The organism is Faecalibacterium intestinale (assembly GCF_040096575.1).
Lineage (GTDB): Bacteria > Bacillota > Clostridia > Oscillospirales > Ruminococcaceae > Faecalibacterium > Faecalibacterium intestinale.
On record NZ_JBBMEN010000004.1, the window covers coordinates 219,952 to 242,104 of the forward strand.

Genomic DNA, 22,153 nt, shown 5'->3' on the forward strand with positions numbered 1-22,153 from the left:
TATGTAAGAAGCCCGCTGTACCTCCTAGGCAGCGGGCTTCTGTTAAAATATGAAAGCGGTTTTATTTATACGGTACGAATCACCTCCCCGGTGATTGGAATGAAGCACCCGCATCAGCGGTGCATGACAACGTAATCGTGACCGCGCCGGGTCTGGCAGACGGTGCATACATCCATGCTCTTGTCTGCGCTCGGCACAAGAGCGATTTTGAAAGCCTTAGCCTCTACGAAATGCCGCAGACAGGTCGCACAGAGGGTTCGGATGGACTTGATCATTTCCGGGGTCAGTTCCATCTCCTCGTATATCTCCTGTTCGCGCACCGTAGGATTCAACTCATCCATTTGAGTAGTCCTCCGTGTTTGAAAAAGTGAATGGCGGATAAATATGTAAAAGAACAGGAGTGACCGAAGACCAAAAACAGCATTCGGCCGCTCCTGATAAAATATGTTAAGGTCTCGCATATTCGCCCTCGGCTCCCTGCGAGTGGGGAATCATTCGGCAGCGGACTTGTACCGCTTCATTGGCATTTCAGCCACCCCGCCTACATTCTGACCGGGCCGCGAATTACGGAAGTATCATTATCGAAGTACCGAACAACTGAACTCTTCAATTTTCAAGGTTCGTGAGTGTGGACATTTTGCCAGCAGTGGGAGCCGCTTTTGAAATTGTCCCCTCACTTGGTAGGCATCGAAAATGGTCATTCTACACCCTGAAAATAAAAGTTCTTCAAAAATTTAGTGATTTTCAAAATTCGCTTGCTTATATTTTGCTGTGCAATGCGATATGCTTTCGATAATTCAACAGTGTTATAACCTTCATAAACATACAAGGTTAAAATTTCCAAGTCCTCATCGTTCAGGTTTTCGAGAGCAAAGAGTAATTTTTCATCTTCAATCCCTCCAATCCATGTAAAGCGGCTCTTAGTTTCGTGGTAGTGTTCGGTAATGGAAATGGCTTCCTTATACTTGTTCATAAGGGGCGAATAGGATTCTTCGCCCTGCTCAAAGGAAGGGGCAGCAATCTCCTGCGTATGGTTCTGGTAAGAACGCGCAGCATTGAAAACAGACCAGTCATACTCATACATTGCCTGAATTGCTTCGCTGCTCATGCCAGCGTCCTCATACTGTTTGCGAATGATAGTCCACTGACGGTCAAAGTTCTTTTTTTCCAGGCCATAGTTGAAGCCCATGTTAAACCTCCAAATTTTCGATAAAACGTGAAAAGTCGAAAATTCGAAGTTGCTAGGGATACCGTGCGGCCAGTTCCAGCCACGAAAAACGGGCAAAAAGAAACATGAAGTGTCCTTTCCGCCGGATGCGGAGGTTGAGGACACTTCACTGCAGGACAGTTTGCGGGCTTTTCTTGGCAACAAAAAAGAGATGCACTAAAGAAAAGGGTACCGACACTGTTTTCCATCCGAAGATGGAAAGCGGTATAAGTATCCTCAGCCCTTAATGCATCTCAGGCATTCGATATTTTTTGTGTGAGTTTTGATAGCAAATAAATAAGCTGCAACTCACTTCAAGAGCTGCAGCTTACCGTCATAAGATATTTTTAATGTGAATATTGCTCGGTTCTTTGCAGAACCTAAATATCCAATCTATACAGATTTTCACCTTTGTCACCTCTTTTTGGGTTGCCCGTGTTTAGCAAGTAATCTTGAGATCACTTCAAGTCACTCTTGTGGTGATTTATCAAACTACCGGAACGAATTAGAATGAATATGAGGTGAGCTTTGATGAACAATCCACTGGATGAGTTTGGTGCAAAAGTTCGTGCAGAGCGAGAAGCCAGAGGTCTGACCCAGAAGCAGCTTGCCGAAAAATTGGGCATGAGTCACCGCACTGTTATGCAGGCGGAGATCTGCCGCAGCAATCCAAAGATGGAAACGGTCATTCTTCTGGCAAAGGAACTGAACATCAGTTTGGATGCACTCGTGTTCCCAGAAACGGCAACGCCGAATGCAGTGCCAAAGTGTGTTTATGACTTCTTTCGCGGAAAGACAGAGAGCGAAGCCGAAAAGCTGATCGACATCTGTCGGCGAATCGACGAACTGAATCATGCAAAGTAAGGCATCGGATGCTGTGAGCATCTGGTGTCTTTCTTTTTGCAAAGAAAAAAGCAGCGAAACATGACGTTTCGCTGCTCTTGGCGTATCATCATGTGAATTAGGAAAAACTCTCCCCATTTTCAGGTAGATGATACCAAATGAATTCTTCGATATGGTTTAGTCTTGCATAAGGTTTGCCCAAGAAAATTCTTACGGTTCAAATTTATAGCCGATGCCACGGATGCTCTTAATCAGGTCTGCAACATCCGAGAAATGTTTCAGTTTCTTTTTAAGGTTGCTGATATGGCTGGACAGTGCATTACGAGAGTAAAAAGCAGAATCGTTATGCCAGATGGCATCCATCATCATTTCATGCGTGAATACCTGCTTCTGGTTCAGCAGAAGCAATGCCAGAATATCAAACTCTTTTTCCGTCAGGTCAACAGCCACGCCATCAATGCTCACCGAACGCTGTTCAAGGCAGATTTGCAGATTTTTGACCTTGATCACAGTGGATTTGTGTTCGCATTGCAACGGACATTCTTCGGGAATGCGCACTTCGCTCTCCGTAGGCTGCACATAGTTACAAATTATATCAGGAGAAGTAACAATGATTGGAATCGTCTGGATTTTCTGCAGCGTTTCAATCTGTTCCTCTGAAACCGCCCTTGTACAGATCGCAACACAGATATAATTCCTGTTGCTGAGCATACAAACTGCGTGATCAAAATCATCTGTGCAGTCCAGTTCCAGTCCAAGCTGTTTCCAAATGCCGATTTTGGCGATGGTGGCCGTACTTTGTGTATATCCAATTCCCAATACATGAGATGCCATTTGCTTTTAACCTCCGGGTTCTTTTGATAATGCTGCTATTTTAGGAGATTCACCGCCCTTCAAATTAAATACTTTTAGATAAATAATCTTTTATAAGTATAAACGCTACCACCGTCACCGTCAATTTTAATAAGTTTGCATTTTATCAAATATTGCAGAAAGGTTATATGGAACAAACTTAATATTTACATTATTGAATCTATGATTGCGAGGTTGGCATACGGAACCGTAAACGCTATACAGACCTCTTGACAAAATCCAGCAGAAGAATAAAATAAATGCAGTTATTGATAAATTGATTTATCGAAAGAAGTGACAGAACAATGCCTGCAAAGAAACAGGTGACAAAAGAAATGATCCTTGGTGCAGCCCTCCGGGTGCTGATGGAAGGCGGAACGGAAGCTGTCAATGTAAAAAGCCTTGCCGCAGAACTGGGATGCTCTACCCAGCCGATTTATCTGTCGTTTGACAATATGGATGCACTGCGCAAAGAACTGATTCCAACAGCAGTGAACAAGTTTGTCGAACTGATGCAGAAAGAGTGCGGTTCAACACGGGTGCATCTGTACGGCATCGAGTACATTTGTCTTGCCAGGCAGCAGCCGGAACTGTTCCGGTTCTTATTCATGAGGTCACAGGCATTTGCCGAAATGAAACAGGTGCTTTTGCCCATAATTGACCGTACCATAGACGAACTGATGGAGCAGTACCATCTTGACCGAGCCGCCGCCGATGAACTGCACGACCAGCTTTGGATGCACACCCATGGTATCGCAGCCATGATTGCGACAGACTACTGCGATTGGGATATGAGCAAGGCTCAGCGGATGCTGAACCGCTGCCAGAAAGCTCTTGTGAGGGAATACGAGGCGTAAAAATGTTTTCCAACAAGGATTTAAGAAATCTGATCTTTCCACTGTTCATTGAACAGTTTCTTCTGATGTTCGTGGGAATCGCGGACACTTTTGTGGTCAGCTTTTCCAGCGAAGCGGATGTTTCGGGCGTATCGCTGGTGACGTCCTTTAACACGGTGATGATTTTCCTGTTTACGGCTCTTTCGGCGGGCGGTGCGGTCATTATCAGCCAGTATATCGGCTGTGACGATAAAAAGATGGCGTCCAGAGCTGCCGGTCAGCTGCTGACGATTTCCTGCCTGATTTCAGCGACCTTGACCATACTCATCCTGTGTTTCCGCAAGCCGCTCCTGCGGCTTCTGTTCGGGCAGATCGAGCCGGATGTCATGGCGGCTTGCGAATCCTATCTGTTTATCACCACACTGTCGCTTCCAGCCTTGGCGGTTTATGATGCTGGTGCCGCCCTCTGCCGCAGCATTGGTAAGACCAATGTGACCATGTATATCTCCCTTGTGACCAATATCATCAATGTGGTGGGCAACTGCGTGGGTGTGTTCGGACTGCATCTAGGAGCGGCTGGTGTGGCTTGGCCATCGCTCATTTCTCGCACCCTTTCAGCGGTAGCCGTTACCGCTTTCTGCTTTCAGAAGACAAACGCTGTGCAGTATCACGGCCCGGATATTCTGGCATGGGATGGCGGTACGCAGAAGAAAATCATGGGGATTGCACTGCCCAACGGTCTGGAAAACGGGGTGCATCAATTGGTCAAGGTAGCCCTTTCCAGCATGGTTGCATTGTTCGGCACCTACCAGATCGCAGCAAACGGTGTGGCGCAAAGTATCTGGTCGCTAGCATCTATTATGGGGCTGGCAATGGCTCCCGTGTATACCACGGTCATTGGGCAGTGTATGGGCGCACGGGATATTGATGCCGCCAATTTTTATTTCAAAAAGCTGAATCGTATCACGCTGGTACTGTCGATTTTGTGGAACGCCTTTGTGTTCGCCCTGACACCGCTCATCGTGCGGTATTCGGCTATTTCGCCGGAGGCAAAGTCGCTGGTCATCTGGCTGGTACTTATCAACAACATCTTTAACGGTCTTGCCTATCCTTTTGCCGGGAGCTTAGGCAATGGCCTGCGCGCAGCAGGTGATGTCACCTTTACGATGGTCGTTTCCATTTCGTTGACGATTGGCGCACGGCTGCTTTTCTCGGCCCTGTTTGGTCTGTATTTCGGCTGGGGTGTTATCGGAGTTGCCATAGGTATGAGCATGGATCTTGTATTCCGCGGTGCGATTTTCATTTGGCGTTATAAATCTCAGAAGTGGACAAGGTTTCAGTTGATATAAGCTATTTCTATCCGAGTGCATCTACGAGAAATCCCATGTCCTACACCATATTTTGGTCTGGACATGGGATTTTTTCATCTTATTTTTTGGAGGAAACAGGCGACTTCAGTTCTATAAAACCGTCCTGCGGCATTGCATCCGGGATAAATTCCAGACACATCAACGTATTCAGGCACCATTGCGATACCCAGTTCGTCGAGATGCCGGGAATCTCCTGATACGGGCCATCGGCGGCAAAACCGTTCACATAGGAATGGGGTGCAAAGGCATCTGTTCCAGCGTTCTGCGGAACACTTTCCATCAGGACAGCCCATGTTTTCTTTGCAAGTTCCGCATCATGGGTGTTTGCCGCACTGAATGCCGAAACTGCCGTGGCAAACATTGGCCAGCTGAAAGGACGGTTCACGATTTGCCCGTGGGTCCGTCTGGTCTTTTCTTCTGCCGGAAGATAATAGAACTTGCCCAGCCGGGTCAGCAGCGTTTTCAGAGTATCATCCTCCAGCAGATCGGCAGTTTCCAGCCAGATCTGCGGCCCGCCCATGCAGATCTGCAAATGCTGGTTGGGGGTGTTCTCAATCTCGCCGTGGTAGATCAGATGCCCGGTTTCCGGGTCATAGTAATAATCCGGCCCGGATGCAAAGCCGTATGGTGTGGCAGCAATATCACGGATGCCGGTCTCAATTTTGCGCCGGTAGGCTTCATCCAGTGTCCGCTCGTAGTGGGTCATCCAGTTCGACACATAACTCGACCAATCCGGCCCACTGCGAGCAGAGGGAACAATAACGCCATCCGGCCGCTTTTCCATGCTGTGCGGGTTCTGGCTCATGGAAACGTCGGCATCTTTCACGTCTTCCATGACCTCGCCAAGCCGTGCGTCCCCGGTCAGATAGAACAGGAAACGGTGGTGTCCCGCCATGCCGATGCGTGGTTCTTTGCAGGAGCAGCCCCAGTGCCGTACATTATGGCGGGAACCCAGCCCCTTGAGTGGGCCGAAATGGTAGGTGTCCACTTCGGATGCGTGTCGGCTCATCGCTTCGGCAAGGCTGAAAACATCCTCACGCCCGGTGTGCAGGAAATAGAGCCACAGCCAGTAGGTCGGCACCAGTTCGGTATTCTGCCACGCATAGCCGCCAACATCGTACTTCCAGCAATGGCGCATCGGGTCGTAGGTGTGCATTACATCGCCGTAGTCAAACAGGCCGTACCAATGCCGCGCTTCCACCTCGCGTTGGTAGAACGAGAACGCCCGGTCAAGAGCGGTTTCCAGCTGCTCCCCGGCCTTTGTTTCAGGATGTGGAAGCCCCCAATAGCCAAATGCACGTTTTTCGTGGTAATACGCCGGGTCTGCCACAACGACCGGCGGCTTTTGCAGTCGGTCGGCAAACTGCCGGAGCTGCTGTTCGGAGGGCAGGCTGTCCGTGAACTGCACCCGGCATTCGCTGGTCACTCCGATGCCGTAGGCACTGGGGCGTAAATCTTCAAACCCCTCATAGCAGGTCATGGGATGACTTTTGGTGTCATAGTGCCGGAAATCATAGGCTTCCTGCAAGGGCGAATAGAACCACAAGGACAACTGTGCATTTTCCTGATCCAACGCATTTGCGGCCAGACCACCGGGATATTTCTGCCAGAAATCCCGGATGCCTGCCATCACGCCGCCATTTTCTCCGGTCAGTGCCATAACGCCCGGTGCCCTTGCACCCTCCTGTGCGCGGATGCGGCAGCACGCAGTATGGGTCGCCTTAAAAATGGCATAATGTCGGTTGCTGTCCTGCACCAGATGATACTGCCGCCAGATGGGAATATCCTGTGAGGCCTGTTTCATATCCTCTGACGCATTTGCAGCAGAAATCTCGCCGTTCAGCTGTGCCTGACAGACTTTCGGCCCAAGATGTGGAAACCTTGAATCCAGATTCTGCGGACATTCATGGAACACCTTGTCCTCTTGCAGATATTGCACATGGCGGGTGTATACCGCACCGGAAAGCTCCGTTTCAAACCGGATGCCCATTCCTTTGAGGAAATCCCGCTGTTCCACACCGTCAAACAGGAAGGTGTGGACAAAGCGCATTTCTGCGCTGACCTTCCAGACCGAGAGCCGTATCACAAAAGGCATGGAGCAACACTCGCCGTGTGTGTTCTCTCCGTAAAATGCAACGGTCGCCTGCAAAGGGCCTGCTTCTTCCAGAACAGCCTTTTGAACCACGCCGTGGAACTTCTGCACCCGTGTTTCCAGCACATCTTCCGTTTCGTTCCGGCGTTCCAGCAGAAAGACCGGGTAGACCTTGTGTGCGGCCTTTCGCCCGGAAACAGAAATATCCTGCACCAGAAAATCACAGTGCAGGTTTTCTCCCAGAGGAACGGTCAGCCGGAGTACGCCGGTATCCAGTGTACAGGCATCCGGGCCTTTTATGATCTGAATTCCGCTGTCCGGCTGCTCTTTTGGAGTTGGCAAAAGTTCTGCACCCTCTTTCAGCAGTGCCGCATCGGTGGTATGCGCACTCCATTTGATGCTTCCATCCGGCCAGAACGCCATAGGCTTGCTCTGCAATGGCAGTGTTTTTCCGTCTGGTGCTGTCAGCTGGAACGATGCAGCCGGGACCTCGCCTTTTTCCCAGACACCGCCGAAGGTAACAAAGCCGCTTGCCGTCCGTCCTTGTAAGCAATGTACTTTCATGCTGTATTCTCCCTTCCGAAGTTCTTTCTGGCTCCATTATAGAAGCCGCTTTTCCCAGCGTCTATATCAATAATTTTTCATTCTATCAAGAATCACAGGCAGATAAAAACAAAGACGCCCTCCCACAAAGGGGAGGGCGCATGATGAAGGAGAAAATGAAGAAAGCAAATTGCGGATGGGTTTGAAATGTGGTTCAGAGGGCTGACATAAAAGCAATGTCCTCTGCGGCGCAGCTCAGGATGACTTCTTCCCGAAGGAGCGGAATGTCCCGATTCTGCTGGTGCAGCCATTTGGAGATGGCATCATACTGGATGCAGCCTTTTCCCAGCGGGCAAGGCCCATAAGTATCGTCAGTCCCCGTAGAACCGTAGGTGAAGTCCTTGATGTGAATGGCATCCACGCGGGAACCGATCAGAGAAAGCCAGTCATTCCACAGCTTTGCCTGATGGGGGATGTTGTGGTTTTCCAGCACATTGGCCGGGTCGAAGATGAAGTGCAGATGCTCCGGGTCGGCCACATGGTCGATGAGCTGCTGCACCACCTCCAGACTGTCCAGCGGATGCCAGTAGACCGGCTCTACCGCAAAGATGGCGTCTGTTTTTGCAGCAGCTTCCACGATGCGAAGAATGCTGTCGAACATCCATTCGCGCCGTGCGGCGCGTTCTTCTGCATCCAGATGCAGATAGGACGTTTCACTGCCGACGCAGTGACCGCCTGCAAGATGCTGCCAGCCCAGAACACGGCAGACATTCTGCACAGCAGCGGCACGTTTTTCTGCGTCCGGGTCGCTCAAGTCCTGATAACAGCCCAGCACAGAGATCTCGACCTGATGGGCGGAAAAACCACTCCGAAGGGTTTCCAACTGTTCCGGCGAGATATGTTGATAATCGTTGATGCCCTCAATGGCCTTTGGCACAGCGACCTGTGCAGCCTGATAACCAGCGTTGTGCAGAATCAATGCCAGTTCCTGCGCCGGGTGCTTGCCATAATCGTGGGCACGGCAGCCAATCTTCATAGCAGGTGCCTTTCTTTACTGGGGCTGCTTGCCGATGTAAGCGAGGATGCCGCCATCAACGTACAGGATCAGGCCATTGACAAAATCGGATGCCTCGGATGCGAGGAACACGGCAGGGCCACCCAGATCTTCGGCTTCACCCCAGCGGCCTGCAGGGGTCTTGGCCACGATAAACTGGTCGAAGGGATGACGGCTTCCATCGGGCTGAATTTCGCGCAGAGGTGCGGTCTGCGGGGTAGCAATGTAGCCGGGGCCAATGCCGTTGCACTGGATGTTGTAAGCACCGTACTCAGAAGCAATGTTCTTGGTCAGCATCTTCAGACCGCCTTTTGCGGCAGCGTAAGCAGAAACCGTTTCGCGGCCCAGTTCGCTCATCATGGAGCAGATGTTGATGATCTTGCCGCCGCCCTGTGCGATCATGTCAGGGATGATGGCCTTTGCCACGATGAAGGGCGCGTTCAGGTCAACATCAATGACCTGACGGAACTGTGCTGCGCTCATCTCAGTCATGGGGATGCGCTTGATGATGCCGGCGTTGTTGACCAGAATGTTGATGTGGCCGACTTCCTCGGTGATCTTGGCAACCATGGCGTTGACGGCGTCCTCGTCGGTAACATCGCAGACATAACCGTGAGCCTTGATGCCGGCTTCTTCATAAGCAGCGATGCCATTGTCCACCAGTTCCTGCTTGATGTCGTTGAACACGATAGTCGCACCATTCGCGGCCAGTGCCTTTGCAATGGCCATGCCGATGCCGTAGGATGCGCCGGTAATGAGTGCGACCTTGCCGGTCAGGTCAAAGGATTTGGGAGTGCAGATAGCCATAATAGTAGTCCTCCATAAAGGTCAGTGAAATATCATTCAAAGGTTTCCAGTGCTTCCACCAGTGCAAGGATGGTCAGCGACTGGCCGTATGCCATGGGAGCAATCAGAATGTTCTTGTAGTGGTCGCGGTCATAGCCCATGCCGGTGCCGCCGGACACTTTCAGCACCGTACCATCGGTGTCGATGTTCTTGAGGATGGCGCGGATGGCTTTCTGGGCGCAAGGCAGGTAGGAATCATCCAGAATCCCCATGCGGATGCCCTTCAGGATGCCAGCGGTGATGGCAGCAGAACCGGAAGTTTCTTCGTAGCTGGTGGGGTCGTCCAGAACGGTGTGCCACAGGCCGTCCTCGCCCTGCAGGTCACGCAGCGCACGAACCTGTGCTTTGTAGGTGTCCAGAATGAACGCCTTGACCCCCTGATTCAGCGTACCCTTGAACATATCCAGATAGTCCAGAATACCCAGCGTGAACCAGCTGTTGCCGCGGCACCAGAACACGCCGCCGAAGTTGTCCATCCGATTGAACGACCAGCCGTGGAAGAACAGGCCGGTGTGGGTATCGTACAGATACTTGATGTGCATCAGCACCTGCTTGATGGATTCATCGATCCACTCCTGCTTGCCGTACTTCTGGCCCATCCGGTTCAGGAACAGGACGGTCATGAACAGGGTGTCGATCCACATTTCGCTCTCGTTCAGACGAACGCCCTGACGGTCGCCGTTGGCACTGGTGACGTGCTGGAAACCGCCCTCACGGGTGCGTGGGATGCACTCCATCAGCCACTTTGCCCAGTCCAGACAGAGAGCTTCAAACTCAGGGTCGTGGTAGATCTCGTTCAGTTCACACAGGGTCAGCAGCGGAGTGGTCGTATTGATATTGCGGGAAGGCAGACCCTGCGCAATATTCTCCTTGAACCAGTCGTGCAGGAAGGTGCGGTATTCCTCCGAATCCTGCATCTTGGCAATTTTGAGCAGTCCGTACAGGCCGATGCCCTGCGGCCAGTCCCACTCCTTGATGCCGAAGTCACGGCTGAAAAATCCGATGGCCTCGCCGCCTTCTTTCAAAGTGTCCTCGTTTTCGGGGGCACCAAGGTGCATCAGCTTCTGAATGACGAGATCCAGCTTCTTCTGGATCAGTTCTTTTTTGATTTCGTTTGCCACAAAAAACACCTCATTTATCTGTGCTGTTTTGATTGGTTGAAGTAAGCGATTTGCGATATTGTGCAGGCGTAACGTGCTGATATTTCTTGAACACACGCCCCAGATAGGTGATGCTCTCAAACCCGGTACGGCTTGCGATCTCGGAAACGGAAAGCGTTGTCGTTTCCAACAGGCTCTGCGCCTTTTTTACCCGCAGGATGTTGACATATTCGTTGATGCCGAAGCCGGTCACCTCGTGAAAGGAACGGCTCAGATAATACTTGCTGATATAGAACTGCTCGGCAAGGTTGTCCAGCGAGAGTGATTCCTGAAAGTGATCTGAAATGTAATCGGCGACCTGATAAACGGCATCGAACTTTCCGCCGCTGGCCTTGCCCTCCTGCACATCATTCAAGCAGGCGACCTGCTGATTGCTGCGCCGGAAGTGGATGAAGCCCAGAATCAACTCTGAAAGGATGGCAGTCTGGCTCATAGGCTCTGCCTTGTCCAGTTCCTCCATGATTTGCAGAAACAATCGGCTGGTATTCGCTGTCTGCTTCGGTGTCAGTTCGTAAATGCCGTAGTGTTTGTGGAAGAACGCACCGATTTTCAATTCCGGGAACATCTTATCGACCTTTTCCACAATATCCCGGTCTACATAGAGGATCACACGTTCATACTCGGATTCCGGGTCGCCCACAATGGAATGGGACATATGGATCTGGCCGCTGTCCACAAGGATCAGGTTTCCGGCCTGTGCTTCATAGGCGCGGTTCTCAAAAAACATCTGCCTCCGCCCGCGGAGCAGGAGATAAATTTCGTACTCCTGATGGAAGTGGTTGTACCGCATATCAAAGTTTGCCGGACGAACCATGTGTTCCACCATAATGCCGTTTCGTTTGCGGTAATACTGGGTCGCATCGCCCTGAACCATGCTGTGCAGCCATGTTGTTTCCATGAAATGCTCCTTTTCTCCTGAACAGGCGGTATCCCTGCGGCAATCGCCGCAGGAACCTTTGCCTTGATTATGTCATATCTGTTCAGGTTTGACAAGCATTTGCACTGCGGGGCTTACATCAGGCCCAGCGTGGTAGGCAGCCACTCGCTCAGAGCGGGAATGTAAGTGACCAGCATCAAGGAGATGAAAATTGCCACGAAGAACGGAACCAGACTCTTCATCACGTTCTCCAGACGCTGCTTTGCCAGAGAGCAGCCCACGAACAGGACGTTGCCAACGGGAGGGGTAATGGTGCCGACCGCCAGATTCATGACCATCATAACGCCGAACTGTACATCGCTCATGCCGAAGGTGCGGACAATGGGCAGGAAGATCGGGGTGAAGATCAGCAGAGCCGGTGCCATATCCATGAAGGTGCCGACGATCAGCAGGAAGATGTTCAGGATGAGCAGCAGGACGTACTTGTTGTCGGAGATGCCCAGAACCATTTTACTGATGGCAGCAGGCAGGCCGGTGAAACTCAGAACAAAGCTCAGGACGGAAGATGCGCCGATGATGAGCATGACAACGGTGGTCATGTTTGCGGTCTGCACCAGAATACGGGGCATATCCTTCAGGTCGATGGATTTATAGATGAACACCGACAGGATGAAAGCGTAGGCAACAGCCACAGCGGAAGCCTCCGTGGGGCTGAACACACCGGACAGGATGCCGCCGATGATGATGACGATGAGCAGCAGGCTGGGGATGGCGCGCCAGATGGTCTGCAAGGTTTCGCTGGCACTCAGCTTCTTGGCTTTCTCGCCCTTACGGATGTAGCCGTATTTCTTTGCGATGAAATAACCAACGACCATGCAGGCGGCAGTCCACAGCAGACCGGGAATCCAGCCAGCCATGAACAGGGTAGCGACGGAAGTGCCGCCGCTGGCAGTGGAGTAGACGATAAATGCGGTCGTGGGAGGAATCAGCTGGCCAACCGGAGCGGTAGCCACGTTCATGGCAGCGGAGAAGCCTTCGTCATAGCCTTCCTCTTTTTCCATGGGGAGCATAACGCCGCCGATGGCGGTAGCCGCTGCGATACCAGAACCAGAAATAGAACCGAACATTGCGTTGCCAGCGGCGTTGGTCAGAGCCAGCGCACCGGGAACCCGGCGCAGAACCAGCATGGCTAAGTCAACCAATCGGTGCGCGATGCCGCCGTTGCTCATCAGCAGACCGGCTAAGATGAAGAATGGAACGGCGATCAAGGACAGACTGTCAATGCCCGCGATGACTTTCTGGGCGGAAACGAACATACCGAATTGCGGGGTCAGGAAAGCGGTGATGGTGATAAATGCGGATGCAACGATGCTGTACGAAACAGGTACGCTGAACATCAGCAACAGCGCGAAGCTGACCACCAGAAGGATAGCGGCTTGCAGTTCCATTTAAGCGACCTCCTTGTTTTTATCCCGGAAGAGATGATACAGATTGTTCAGGCTGTAAAGGATCATCAGCGCACCGCCGATGGGAATGCAGGCGTAGTAGCACTCCATGGGCAGCTTCATTGCCGCCGAGATCTGGCCGTGGGCGTTCATCGTGACGGCGATGCCGCCTGCAACAAAGACCGCAGCACTCAGTGCCAGAACAACGAACTCTACAAAGATCTGGGTGCGGTGCTGACCAGCGGGTTCAAAACCCTTGACCAGCAGGTCAATGGCCAGATGCTGCTTGGCACCGTAGGCATACGGCGCACCCAGCATAGTCAGCCAGATCAGTGCGAAACGCAGGATCTCTTCGGTGTATTTGCTGGGATTGCCCAGAACAAAGCGGGTAATGACCTGCCAGCAGCAGACAACGACCATCGCCGCCACCATGAAGGCAAGAACGGAACTCAAAATCTTATTCAAAACTTTCATTTGTCTGTATCCTCCGCATAGCTCTGGATATCATCGTACAGCTTCTGGTAGGACTCGCCTTTTGCAAGGAAGTTCTGGTGAATGGGCTGCACAGCTTCGATAAACGGAGTCTTGTCGATGTCGCGGTAGACATGGACACCGTAGCTTTCTGCCTCGACCATGGCATCGTCCATCATCTGATTGTACTTCTGTACGAAGTTGTCATTCAGTTTGCTGAAGCACTCCAGCAGATAATCCTGCTGCTCCTTGGAGAGCTTGTTCCAGACTTTCGTGCTGATGATGTAGATATCGGGGGTGTACTGATGCTCGGTGTAGGTGTAGGACTTGACGATCTCCTCGTGCTTATCAACGGTCAGAGCCAGTTCGGTGTTCTCGGCACCGTCCACGATGCCCTGCTGCAAAGAGGTGTAGGTCTCGCTTGCGGACATGGGAACGGGCGAACCGCCCATTGCTTCGATCATATCCATGGAAGTGGAACTAACCATAGAGCGGATCTTCTTGCCTTTCAGCACTTCGGGAGAAGTCACTGCAATATCGTCTTTCAGATAGAAGTTGCGCGCACCGTTGCAATAATATCCGATCGCGATATAGCCGGCATCTTCCGTGGCGTTGAACAGTTCGCGGATAGCTTCACTGTTTGCCATTGCATTGTAGTAATGTTCCTGCCCTTTGAACAGATACGGCAGCGAGAAGATGGTGTAGCGGTCATCGAACTGTCCCAGCGTACCGGCACTGATCTTTGCCATGTCCAGAACGCCGGCCTGTACCAGTTCGACCATGGCAGTTTCGGAACCCAGAACACCGCTGGGATAGATGGAAACCTCCATGTTCATGCTCTCATCTTCGGCCACCAGATCGGACAGATATGCGATCGTGCCGCCGATCTCGGAATCGCCCGCCTGACCGTGTGCCAGCCGGAGCTGGATCTTGTCACTGCCAATGCTGCCGTTTACCTTGAAAAAGGTGGAAATTCCAATTCCCAGCAACACGACGACAATGACGGTCAACAAGATTTTTGATGTCTTTTTCATTGTCATTCCTCCTAAAGTTTTTGCTTTTCCGGTGCAACTTTCTGGTTATAAGTATAGCGACTCTTGGACAGACTTTCTCGCAAAGAATTGCGAATGAAGTCAAAAATTCAAACAATCTTGCGCTTGTGTTGTATACAATTTTGTTCTTTTTAACATCGTCCTGTTAAATCATACAATATTTTTGGCTATTTTTCTACATATAAATAATTTTTTATATTCGTTGGTGCTTTTGAAACGTGCAACATTGTTTGAACACAAGCAAAAAGAGCCACCCGTGTTCTTATTACGGATGGCTCTAGTCAATTTGGTTTTATCGGACAGTGTCGCTTAATCCAGCCGGAATACCTGTTCCAGCTTGGGCTGTGCGCCGGTCACGGGGTCCATTTCCAGTTCCAGAATGTCCTTCATATACTCGTTCCAGCGGTCAACCACCGGGCTTTCGGCCTGCACCTTTTCGGCGTAGGCCACGCCCTTTTCGCACTCATAGTAGCCGAACAGCTCATCGTTGCAGTAGAAGATGCTGTAATTGCAGATACCGGCGTCTTTCAGCACCTTGACCATCTCTGGCCAAATTTCTGCGTGACGCTTCTGGTATTCGGCCTTGCAGCCGGGCTTGATGCGGCCCTTCCATGCCATGTGTTCCATGTTCTGCTCCTTAGTCGAGGAAGTTCTCGTTCAGGGTCACGCCGAAGTCACGGGCGATGGCGCGCAGGTCGTCGTCCGTGATGGTCTGACGAATCAGACCGCCGCCCATGCTCAGGACTTTAACGTAAATTTCGGCACTCTTTTCAATGGTGTGAGCCAGACCGAAGGTGATGTCGAAGTCCGGGCCGGAAGCGAACAGGCCGTGCTGTGCCCAGATTGCAGCCTGATAGGTCTTCATCAGCTCACTGGTTGCCATGGCGATGTCCGCACCACCGGGCACCATCCACGGGCAGACACCCACGCCCTCCGGGAACACCACCGGACACTCGGTGGCACTCTGCCACAGGGCACGGGTGAAGTCGCGGTCGGTCAGGGGCAGGATATAGGTCAGTGCAATGACATTGGTGGCATGGCAGTGATAAATGACACGGTTCGCACCGTTGGTCGCTGCCTTGCGGACGCTGTGGTTCATGAAGTGGCTGGGGAATTCACTGGTGGGCTTTGCGCCATCTTCCAGACCCCAGACAATGCGCCAGCTGTCGCCCTTGTCGTTGATCTCCACGATACCGATGCTGTGGACGGGGTCCAATTCCACATTGCGGAAGAACTTGCCGGAACCGGTGGTGATGAAATACTCACCAGCCAGATTGTCGGCCTGCACACCCATGTTCACCCACTCGCGGGGCTGTGCATTGAAGAAGGGGCGGCACTCGGCCACTTCTTCTTCCTTCATGCGGTAGGTCAGGTTGCCGCCGTTGCGCTCGTGCCAGCCCTGAAGCCAGCCATCGTTGCACATCCGCATAAAGCCTTTTACGATCTCAACATCCAGAATTCCCATGATAAATACCTCTCTTTTCTTCTTCAAACTCAATTATCGGGTGATGATGTCCACAGGAACATCAAAGATTTTTGCCACTTTCAGAATGGTGTCAATGTGACGGCCAGTTGCCGCAGCCATGTGGTGGGTGGGGCCAGCCTCGCTCCAACGGTTGCAGAACTCCCGTGCGCCGCAGGTGAAGCGGGTGCGCATATTGGTGTCGCCAAAGGTGAAGATGGGGCCGGGTTCGTTGACCCCCTCAGCCACCACGAACTTGAAGTGACCGTCCTTGTCCTGCGTGATGCCCAGATAGGTCACAGGGCCAAGGTGGGGGTAGAACTGGGTCAGGTAGCCGCCACCGGTCTTACCGTGGAACACAGGCACGATCTTCATGGTAGGCTTCTTCTCGGAAATATCGGCATCGCCGGAACCGGAGTGACCGATGATGCAGATATCCTCGTCAAAGTCGATGGAGTACATCTCGCTCAACTGGCCGCAGCCTGCGATGGTCTTGAGGATGCTCATGGCCATGGACACCTTGATGTCGCCCTCCACGGCACAGGCCACGCCCTGCTTGATGAGCATGGAGAAGGCCGGGATCAGCATACTGTCCAGCACACCGGCCTTGCCCTGTGCAAAGCCGTCATAGTGGGAAGCGATGAAGGCAATCTTCTCATCCTTGACCCACTGCTCAAAGGCCACGACATACTTTGCCATGTCCCAGACCTTTTCAATGGTGCCGCCACCCTCGATGTCGAAAGTGTCCAGAATATCCTGTGCCTTAGCGCGGATGGCGTTTTCATCGGTGATGTTGTCAGCGATGGCCCACATCTTCTCCCAGTCGAACTGCTTGGTGTAGAGGAACATCCGGTTGTACAGGTTGGTTTCGTCAATGTACAGGTCCATCATGCCGGGATACGGACGACCAATCTGTGCCAGATTGGTGTCGCGGAAGCGGCGGCGCACCTGTGCGGCACGGCACCAGTCCTCGATCTCAGCCTGCACCTGCGGGTCGCCGCCCTCGACCACGCCGGTGATAACGGCGTGACGCTTGCCAGCGCGCTCCAAGTCGGCCACCATCTCGCCGACTGCACCGCAGGCGTACAGCTCGCCCAGCCAAGTGGGAGTGTCCGTATTGGCGTAGTCCGGGGCTTTCTTCTTCTGGACGTTCACGAGAACCACGGGCACGTTCAGGTCGCGCACAGCGGGCAGCATATTGTAAGAAGTAGCGTAGGTCAGCAGCTGCAAAATGACCAGATCAACGTCAGCGGCGCGGAACTTGTCGCCTGCGGCCATGGACAGTTCCTTGGTGGTGACGATGCCGCCATCAACGACTTCTACGCTGTCGGGGATGGTCTTTTTGAAGTCGGCGTACTGCTGCTCAAATTCGGGTACGAGGGTCGGGAACTGGGGCAGATAGGCTCCCAGAGCAATGGCGAACACGCCAACACGGGCTTTGGTTTCAACGAGCATGGGAAATCCTCCTTATCAAATGTTCATCTGGATCTTCAAATTGCCGATGGCCGTCGCCTCAATGGGCAGAGCCACGACCTGTTTTCCGGTATAATGGGCGGTCAGTTCGTTCAGGGTGGCGTTCTTTGCACCGCCGCCTGCGATGTACAGTTTATCCCAGTGCTGGCCGGTGACTTCCTCCATCTCACGATAGGCTTCGCCATAGCAGTAGGCCAGCGAGTGATAGATGCTGTTGATGAGGTCTGCATCCGTAGCAGGAGCGTCACCCGTTTCAGCAAGAGCGGCGCGAATCTCTGCGCTCATGTCCTGCGGCGCGGAGAAACGGGCTTCGTTCACATCAAAAATGCGGGTGTAGGTGCTGGTCTTGGCCAGTTCCACCATCTCTGCAAAGGAGATGCCCAGCTGCTTCTGCACACACTGGATGATCCACAGGCCCATGATGTTTTTCAGGTAGCGGATGTACCCCACACCGCCCTCATTGGTGAAGTTGGCTTTGCAGCTTTCCGGCGTAGTAACGGGGCTTGCCAGCTTGACACCCAGCAGGCTCCATGTGCCGGAGGACAGGAACGGTGCATCGCCCTGCTCCATCGGGATGCCCTCCACGGCACTGGCCGTGTCGTGGGTAGCGCACAGCACCACATTGGTCTGTCCGCCCGCCTCGGCGGCAATGTCCGCTTTCAGCGGTCCCAGCACCGTGCCGGGAGCGGTCAACTTAGGGAACATGGTTTCCGGCAGACCCAGTGCTTTGAGAATTTCCGGGTCATACTCCTTGGTCTGTGCGTTGACAAGGCCGGTGGAGGTAGCATTGGTGTACTCGCGGGCCTTCACGCCGCAGAGCTTCCAGAGCAGATATTCCGGGATCATCAGGAAATCTTCGGCCTGCTCCAGCCGCCCGGCCTTTTTGTCTGCGTACAGCTGATAAATGCTGTTGAAAGGCTGGAACTGGATACCGGTGTGCGCATAGAGCGTTTCAAACGGCAGGATGCTGTGTACTTCGGGAATGACCGCCTGCGTCCGGCTGTCGCGGTAGGCGTAGACCGGATAAATCGGCTGGTCGTTTTTCAGCAGCACATAATCGACCGCCCATGTATCAATAGAAAGGCTCTCGATGGCCGGATACTTTGCAAAGGCTTCCCGGATGCCGTTCTTCACGTTGGCGAACAGGCTGTCGATGTCCCACTCCAGATGCCCGTCCACCCGCTGAACACTGTTCGGGAACCGGTACACTTCCTCGGTGCGGAGAACGCCGTTCTCCATCCATCCGACAATGTGCCGTCCGCTGGATGCACCAATGTCGATGGCAAGATATTTCTTTTGCATAATGCGCCTCCTGTGTGGATTCTTTGACCTAAGTATACGGGTTCGGGCATCGTGATTCCATCGGCAAAGGTGACACATTCTTTGTGAAAAGTCTACTCTATGATTTTGAAAAAGCATCTGCTGCAAACAAAAAAGCCGGAACGCTCCGTATGGAAGGAACGCTCCAGCTTTTTTGCGTTATGGGGGTAATGAAGAAGAAATGGGGAATTTAAGCAAAGCAGTTATGCGGAATCTTACAGCTGGCTCTTGTACAGCTCCACGATCTCCTCCACGCTGGTGTCGCGGGGGTTACCGGGGCGGCAGGCATCTGCATAAGCAGACTCAGCGAGGAACTGGATGTCCTCTTCCTTCAGGATGCCATTCAGGTTAGTGGGGATGCCCACATCAGCAGACAGTTTCTTGACAGCAGCGATGGTTGCATCAGCGGCCTGTGCGTCGTTCATCTCGTCGATACCCTTCACGCCCATAGCCTTGCCGACTGCACGGTAACGCTCGCCAGCGACGGTCTTGTTGTACTCCAGACCGACCGGCAGCAGGATGGCGCAGGCCACACCGTGGGGAGTGTCATACAGAGCGGACAGGCCGTGTGCCATGGAGTGAACAATGCCCAGACCCACATTGGAGAAGCCCATACCGGCAATATACTCGCCCAGAGCCATACCCTCGCGGCCTTCCGGAGTGTTCTGCACCGCACCACGCAGGTTCTCGCTGATCAGCTTGATGGCTTCCAGATGGAACATATCGGAAATGGTGCAGTGACCCTTGGTGATGTAGCCCTCGATGGCGTGGGTCAGAGCATCCATACCGGTGGCGGCGGTCAGGCCCTTGGGCATGGAGGACATCATATCAGGGTCAACGACTGCGATCTCCGGGATGTCGTTGGTATCCACGCAGACGAACTTGCGCTTTTTCTCCACGTCGGTGATGACGTAGTTGATGGTAACTTCGGCAGCGGTGCCGGCAGTGGTGGGTACTGCGATGGTGAACACAGCGTGCTTCTTGGTGGGAGCAACGCCCTCCAGAGAACGCACATCGGCGAACTCAGGGTTGTTGATGATGATGCCGATGGCCTTTGCGGTGTCCATGGAGGAGCCGCCGCCGATGGTCACAATGCAGTCAGCTTCTGCTGCCTTGAAAGCAGCCACGCCGTCCTGCACATTGGCGATGGTGGGGTTGGGCTTGATCTCGCTGTACACGCTGTAAGCGAAACCGGCAGCGTCCAGCAGGTCGGTGACCTTCTTGGTGACACCGAACTTGATCAGGTCGGGGTCAGAGCAGACGAAAGCCTTCTTGTAGCCGCGAGCGGTCAGTTCGGGAACAATGTTCTCGATGGCACCGTGGCCATGGTAAGAAATGCTGTTCAGAACAATACGATCAGCCATAATACAAAACCTCCAAATTGACACTTCTCTTTTTGCTGCAATCGTTTGGATTGGCAGAAAGATAACAAACTTTCTGTTCATTAGTATACTGGCCGCGTTCGGAAAATTCCATCCGAAAAAGTATCCTCTTTTTTGTGAAAAGTCTACTCTTGCCCCCAAAAGGCGTGTGCGCTATACTAAAAACAGAAAGAGAGGAATCGGAAAATGCTGACTTATAACATGGATGTGACCCCAGAAAGCATCTGGAAACGCACAACGCCCAGCGAAGCAGAGCTAGCGCAGCCCTATTATTGCACCGAAGCGGGAGTGTTCTATGCCCAGCAGCATTTTTCCACTGCCCGCACCGACAAAGAAAGCTACATTTTGTTCTACACCTTGCGCGGAGCCGGACTGATCGAGCAGGATGGGAACCATGTGACCCTCAGCACCGGGCAGGCATTGCTGCTCAACTGCCGTACTCCGCAAAGCTACTGCACCGCACCGGGGCAAAGCTGCTGGCACCATTATTGGGTGCATCTGGACGGTGTGGGCGTTGCGGCCATGGAGCCGCTGCTGTTTCCGGGCAAAAAATTGACCCCGGTGCAGATCACCGGGGTCAAGATGCAGGAATTGTTTGAAACGATTCTGGGCCAGATGGAACGCGGCAACGTGGACAGCATGGTGCAGACCGGGTTGACTCTGCACGGGATGCTTGCCCTGTGCGCGCAGACCATTCTTGCAGAGGCCGAGACCACCAGCGCACGGCAGGTCATTCTGCAGGCTGCGGAAACCCTGCGCAAGAATTACCAGAAAGAACTTTCCCTTGCTGACCTGCTGGCCGATGCCCACATGAGCAAGAGCTATTTTCTGCGGCTGTTCCGGCGGTATATGGGTACAACGCCCTACAACTATCTCGTCAACTTCCGCATCACGCAGGCAAAGGAACTGCTTGTCCTCACCGACCACAGCGTAACCGAGATCGCGCAGCAGGTCGGTTTTGGAGATGCCAGCAACTTTTCCACCCGGTTTGCCAAGGCGACCGGGCAAAGCCCTTTACAGTATCGCAAAAGTGCACTGAAAAGTGCCGGAAACCCGGAGCAAGGTTAACCGCCCTGTCCACGGGCACTCTGCACCGCCGCAAGCAGCCGTGCCAGCGCATCGCCGCCATCCTTTTCAGCCTGATGGTCTTGTGCGGCAGTTCCTTCTTCCGTACCATTGGGGCCTTTTACCCCGGCCAGACGCACAGGCTTTTCCAGAAGCAGTGCGGCTTCCGGCTTCCACGGCTTGATGGATGCTGACACCGCCTGAATCAATGGCAGATACTCCGGGAACGTACCGCCCAGCGAACGCAGAGCATCGGCCGCATATCCAGCGGCACGGACTGCGCCGTAATCGTTGGTGTGCGTCCAATCCCCCTGATGATAGTAGATTTTGGAAGCATCCCGGCCCAGCCGGATGATGTCCTCCATGGCGGCCTGATGTAGATCCAGCACGGGGACATTCAGTTCTTTGCCTAGCGCGATACACGCCTGCGCATGGTCGTGCAGGAGATCGTTATAGGTGAGTTTTCCGTTTTGCTCTGTCCATGTATTGCGCGCGATCGGCGTTGCAAGAATGGGCAGGGCTTTTTTTGCGCGAATCTCCGCAATGAACCGGCGCAGATTTTCCGGGTAGCCGTTGTATGCCTGCAAATGCGGATGCTTCTGGTCGTTGTGGCCGAACTGGATCACCACAAAATCGCCGGGGCGCAGCTGCTTCTGGATGAGGTCAAAATGACCCTCGTTGCGGAATGTTTCGGTGGAGCGTCCGTTGTGCGCGTGGTTGCACACGGCCCGTCTCCCTTAATTAAAGATATTGTTGGGTAAAAAAGAAAGGTCAGTCGATTTTGCCGATGAAGCGGTAGTAGA

The 22,153-nt window shown here is 52.9% G+C and carries 21 protein-coding genes; 4 read left to right on the forward strand and 17 right to left on the reverse strand.

Annotated features, from left to right (window positions below):
- Positions 1 to 113: 113 nt before the first annotated feature.
- Both WMO20_RS05470 and WMO20_RS05475 read right to left on the reverse strand, forming a co-directional pair.
- Positions 114 to 341 (reverse strand): hypothetical protein, encoded by a 228-nt coding sequence (locus WMO20_RS05470; protein ID WP_015565159.1) that lies wholly within the window; start codon positions 339 to 341, stop codon positions 114 to 116.
- Between the two features lie 356 nt (positions 342 to 697).
- Complete coding sequence (locus WMO20_RS05475; protein WP_120021030.1) at positions 698 to 1,189, reverse strand: sigma-70 RNA polymerase sigma factor region 4 domain-containing protein; 492 nt, start codon at positions 1,187 to 1,189, stop codon at positions 698 to 700.
- A gap of 549 nt (positions 1,190 to 1,738) precedes the next feature.
- Between WMO20_RS05475 and WMO20_RS05480 the strand changes: the two genes are divergently transcribed.
- A complete protein-coding gene (locus WMO20_RS05480) occupies positions 1,739 to 2,071 on the forward strand; it encodes a helix-turn-helix domain-containing protein (protein ID WP_120021031.1) in 333 nt (110 codons plus the stop codon).
- A gap of 189 nt (positions 2,072 to 2,260) precedes the next feature.
- Here the strand turns inward: WMO20_RS05480 and WMO20_RS05485 are convergent, their stop codons facing one another.
- Complete coding sequence (locus WMO20_RS05485; protein WP_120021032.1) at positions 2,261 to 2,884, reverse strand: winged helix-turn-helix domain-containing protein; 624 nt, start codon at positions 2,882 to 2,884, stop codon at positions 2,261 to 2,263.
- Positions 2,885 to 3,207: 323 nt separating this feature from the next.
- Here WMO20_RS05485 and WMO20_RS05490 point away from each other — a divergent pair, with 323 nt between their 5' ends.
- Entirely contained in the window at positions 3,208 to 3,759 is a 552-nt protein-coding gene (locus WMO20_RS05490) for a TetR/AcrR family transcriptional regulator (RefSeq protein ID WP_120021033.1), read from the forward strand.
- A gap of 2 nt (positions 3,760 to 3,761) precedes the next feature.
- Entirely contained in the window at positions 3,762 to 5,087 is a 1,326-nt protein-coding gene (locus WMO20_RS05495) for an MATE family efflux transporter (RefSeq protein ID WP_120021034.1), read from the forward strand.
- 79 nt (positions 5,088 to 5,166) lie between these two features.
- On the opposite strand, the gene WMO20_RS05500 is transcribed toward WMO20_RS05495, so the two are convergent.
- The 13 genes from WMO20_RS05500 to fucO form a co-directional block, all read right to left on the reverse strand.
- Complete coding sequence (locus WMO20_RS05500; protein ID WP_133303653.1) at positions 5,167 to 7,764, reverse strand: exo-rhamnogalacturonan lyase family protein; 2,598 nt, start codon at positions 7,762 to 7,764, stop codon at positions 5,167 to 5,169.
- Positions 7,765 to 7,957: 193 nt separating this feature from the next.
- Positions 7,958 to 8,779 (reverse strand): sugar phosphate isomerase/epimerase family protein, encoded by an 822-nt coding sequence (locus WMO20_RS05505; RefSeq protein WP_120021036.1) that lies wholly within the window; start codon positions 8,777 to 8,779, stop codon positions 7,958 to 7,960.
- A gap of 15 nt (positions 8,780 to 8,794) precedes the next feature.
- The gene (locus WMO20_RS05510; RefSeq protein ID WP_120021037.1) at positions 8,795 to 9,604 is read right to left on the reverse strand and encodes a gluconate 5-dehydrogenase; all 810 of its coding nucleotides are present in this window, start codon (positions 9,602 to 9,604) and stop codon (positions 8,795 to 8,797) included.
- Between the two features lie 32 nt (positions 9,605 to 9,636).
- On the reverse strand, positions 9,637 to 10,764 hold the full coding sequence (locus WMO20_RS05515) for a glycoside hydrolase family 88 protein (protein WP_207666267.1): 1,128 nt from the start codon (positions 10,762 to 10,764) through the stop codon (positions 9,637 to 9,639).
- A gap of 10 nt (positions 10,765 to 10,774) precedes the next feature.
- Positions 10,775 to 11,701, reverse strand: a complete 927-nt coding sequence (locus tag WMO20_RS05520) for an AraC family transcriptional regulator (RefSeq protein WP_349186069.1) — start codon at positions 11,699 to 11,701, stop codon at positions 10,775 to 10,777.
- 113 nt (positions 11,702 to 11,814) lie between these two features.
- Positions 11,815 to 13,128, reverse strand: a complete 1,314-nt coding sequence (locus WMO20_RS05525; protein WP_120021040.1) for a TRAP transporter large permease — start codon at positions 13,126 to 13,128, stop codon at positions 11,815 to 11,817.
- Positions 13,129 to 13,599 carry a TRAP transporter small permease gene (locus WMO20_RS05530; protein WP_120021041.1) on the reverse strand — a complete coding sequence of 157 codons (471 nt, stop codon included), beginning with the start codon at positions 13,597 to 13,599 and terminating at the stop codon, positions 13,129 to 13,131. It abuts the gene before it with no gap.
- Positions 13,596 to 14,630 (reverse strand): TRAP transporter substrate-binding protein DctP, encoded by a 1,035-nt coding sequence (gene dctP, locus WMO20_RS05535; RefSeq protein ID WP_120021042.1) that lies wholly within the window; start codon positions 14,628 to 14,630, stop codon positions 13,596 to 13,598. Before dctP ends, WMO20_RS05530 begins: the two co-directional genes overlap by 4 nt.
- Positions 14,631 to 14,957: 327 nt before the next feature.
- Positions 14,958 to 15,275 (reverse strand): L-rhamnose mutarotase, encoded by a 318-nt coding sequence (locus tag WMO20_RS05540; protein ID WP_120021043.1) that lies wholly within the window; start codon positions 15,273 to 15,275, stop codon positions 14,958 to 14,960.
- Between the two features lie 10 nt (positions 15,276 to 15,285).
- Complete coding sequence (gene rhaD, locus WMO20_RS05545; RefSeq protein WP_120021044.1) at positions 15,286 to 16,113, reverse strand: rhamnulose-1-phosphate aldolase; 828 nt, start codon at positions 16,111 to 16,113, stop codon at positions 15,286 to 15,288.
- A 33-nt stretch (positions 16,114 to 16,146) separates the two neighbouring features.
- Complete coding sequence (locus tag WMO20_RS05550) at positions 16,147 to 17,565, reverse strand: arabinose isomerase (protein ID WP_120021045.1); 1,419 nt, start codon at positions 17,563 to 17,565, stop codon at positions 16,147 to 16,149.
- A gap of 15 nt (positions 17,566 to 17,580) precedes the next feature.
- Positions 17,581 to 18,885, reverse strand: coding sequence for a rhamnulokinase (locus WMO20_RS05555; protein WP_120021046.1), 1,305 nt, complete (start codon positions 18,883 to 18,885; stop codon positions 17,581 to 17,583).
- 233 nt (positions 18,886 to 19,118) lie between these two features.
- Positions 19,119 to 20,267, reverse strand: coding sequence for a lactaldehyde reductase (fucO, locus tag WMO20_RS05560; RefSeq protein WP_120021047.1), 1,149 nt, complete (start codon positions 20,265 to 20,267; stop codon positions 19,119 to 19,121).
- A 204-nt stretch (positions 20,268 to 20,471) separates the two neighbouring features.
- Here fucO and WMO20_RS05565 point away from each other — a divergent pair, with 204 nt between their 5' ends.
- A complete protein-coding gene (locus WMO20_RS05565) occupies positions 20,472 to 21,353 on the forward strand; it encodes an AraC family transcriptional regulator (RefSeq protein WP_349186070.1) in 882 nt (293 codons plus the stop codon).
- On the opposite strand, the gene WMO20_RS05570 is transcribed toward WMO20_RS05565, so the two are convergent.
- Positions 21,350 to 22,075: a GDSL-type esterase/lipase family protein gene (locus WMO20_RS05570; protein ID WP_349186071.1), complete on the reverse strand. Its 726-nt coding sequence runs from the start codon at positions 22,073 to 22,075 to the stop codon at positions 21,350 to 21,352. The genes WMO20_RS05565 and WMO20_RS05570 overlap by 4 nt on opposite strands.
- Positions 22,076 to 22,153 lie beyond the last annotated feature (78 nt).

Excerpts from the sequence above, each read along its gene's own strand:
- WMO20_RS05485 (WP_120021032.1), bottom strand. The coding sequence starts at position 2,884 with ATGGCATCTCATGTATTGGGAATTGGATATACACAAAGTACGGCCACC.
- fucO (WP_120021047.1), bottom strand. The coding sequence starts at position 20,267 with ATGGCTGATCGTATTGTTCTGAACAGCATTTCTTACCATGGCCACGGT.
- WMO20_RS05490 (WP_120021033.1), top strand. The coding sequence starts at position 3,208 with ATGCCTGCAAAGAAACAGGTGACAAAAGAAATGATCCTTGGTGCAGCC.
- WMO20_RS05480 (WP_120021031.1), top strand. The coding sequence starts at position 1,739 with ATGAACAATCCACTGGATGAGTTTGGTGCAAAAGTTCGTGCAGAGCGA.
- rhaD (WP_120021044.1), bottom strand. The coding sequence starts at position 16,113 with ATGGGAATTCTGGATGTTGAGATCGTAAAAGGCTTTATGCGGATGTGC.
- WMO20_RS05550 (WP_120021045.1), bottom strand. The coding sequence starts at position 17,565 with ATGCTCGTTGAAACCAAAGCCCGTGTTGGCGTGTTCGCCATTGCTCTG.
- WMO20_RS05495 (WP_120021034.1), top strand. The coding sequence starts at position 3,762 with ATGTTTTCCAACAAGGATTTAAGAAATCTGATCTTTCCACTGTTCATT.
- WMO20_RS05470 (WP_015565159.1), bottom strand. The coding sequence starts at position 341 with ATGGATGAGTTGAATCCTACGGTGCGCGAACAGGAGATATACGAGGAG.
- WMO20_RS05525 (WP_120021040.1), bottom strand. The coding sequence starts at position 13,128 with ATGGAACTGCAAGCCGCTATCCTTCTGGTGGTCAGCTTCGCGCTGTTG.
- WMO20_RS05555 (WP_120021046.1), bottom strand. The coding sequence starts at position 18,885 with ATGCAAAAGAAATATCTTGCCATCGACATTGGTGCATCCAGCGGACGG.
- WMO20_RS05530 (WP_120021041.1), bottom strand. The coding sequence starts at position 13,599 with ATGAAAGTTTTGAATAAGATTTTGAGTTCCGTTCTTGCCTTCATGGTG.
- WMO20_RS05475 (WP_120021030.1), bottom strand. The coding sequence starts at position 1,189 with ATGGGCTTCAACTATGGCCTGGAAAAAAAGAACTTTGACCGTCAGTGG.
- dctP (WP_120021042.1), bottom strand. The coding sequence starts at position 14,630 with ATGAAAAAGACATCAAAAATCTTGTTGACCGTCATTGTCGTCGTGTTG.
- WMO20_RS05540 (WP_120021043.1), bottom strand. The coding sequence starts at position 15,275 with ATGGAACACATGGCATGGAAGGGCCGCATCAAGCCCGGCTGCAAGGCC.
- WMO20_RS05510 (WP_120021037.1), bottom strand. The coding sequence starts at position 9,604 with ATGGCTATCTGCACTCCCAAATCCTTTGACCTGACCGGCAAGGTCGCA.
- WMO20_RS05520 (WP_349186069.1), bottom strand. The coding sequence starts at position 11,701 with ATGGAAACAACATGGCTGCACAGCATGGTTCAGGGCGATGCGACCCAG.
- WMO20_RS05565 (WP_349186070.1), top strand. The coding sequence starts at position 20,472 with ATGCTGACTTATAACATGGATGTGACCCCAGAAAGCATCTGGAAACGC.
- WMO20_RS05505 (WP_120021036.1), bottom strand. The coding sequence starts at position 8,779 with ATGAAGATTGGCTGCCGTGCCCACGATTATGGCAAGCACCCGGCGCAG.
- WMO20_RS05500 (WP_133303653.1), bottom strand. The coding sequence starts at position 7,764 with ATGAAAGTACATTGCTTACAAGGACGGACGGCAAGCGGCTTTGTTACC.